The sequence below is a fragment of the Variovorax sp. Soil_C_26 genome (assembly GCF_057657075.1).
Genome location: NZ_JBDGJC010000048.1, coordinates 1 through 488 on the forward strand (window position 1 = coordinate 1; position 488 = coordinate 488).

Below are 488 nucleotides of genomic sequence, written 5' to 3' on the forward strand. Positions count from 1 at the left end.
CGTCACCGCGTCGTAGCCGCGAAGCTCCTGCACCTTCTGGATGTCGATGCCGTATTCCTCCTGGCCGAGCGTGAAGGAAAGGAATTCCAGCGGCCGCGCCGGCCGCGAAGGCGGGGTATTGCGGTTGTCCGGATGGGACTTGGATGTGTTTGCGCTCATCGGGAAATCTGTGGTGGTTGTCACTGGGGGGTTCAAAACTCGGTCCAGTCGCCGCCCGCGGTGGCCAGTTGCGGGGCGTCCTGGGTCTTCCTGGCTGGCGCGGGGCGCCGGAGCCTGGGGGAAAGGGTGTCGGGCTGCGGTGGCTTGGCCAACGCGGTGGCGGGGCGGCGCGCATTCGCCAGCGCCACGGCCGTGGCCGCGCCGCCTTCGATGCGGAACACGCCGACCGACGACTGCAGCTTCGCGGCCTGTTCCTGCATCGACTGCGCGGCGGCCGCAGCCTCTTCGACCAGCGCCGCGTTCTGCTGCGTCACCTGGTCCATCTGCGC

2 pseudogenes are annotated in these 488 nt (G+C 69.1%); both read right to left on the reverse strand.

Annotated features, from left to right (window positions below):
• Window positions 1-159: pseudogene (locus AC3A6G_RS27400) on the reverse strand (chemotaxis protein CheW); the annotation flags it as partial.
• Between the two features lie 32 nt (window positions 160-191).
• Window positions 192-488, reverse strand: a pseudogene (locus AC3A6G_RS27405) (methyl-accepting chemotaxis protein); the annotation flags it as partial.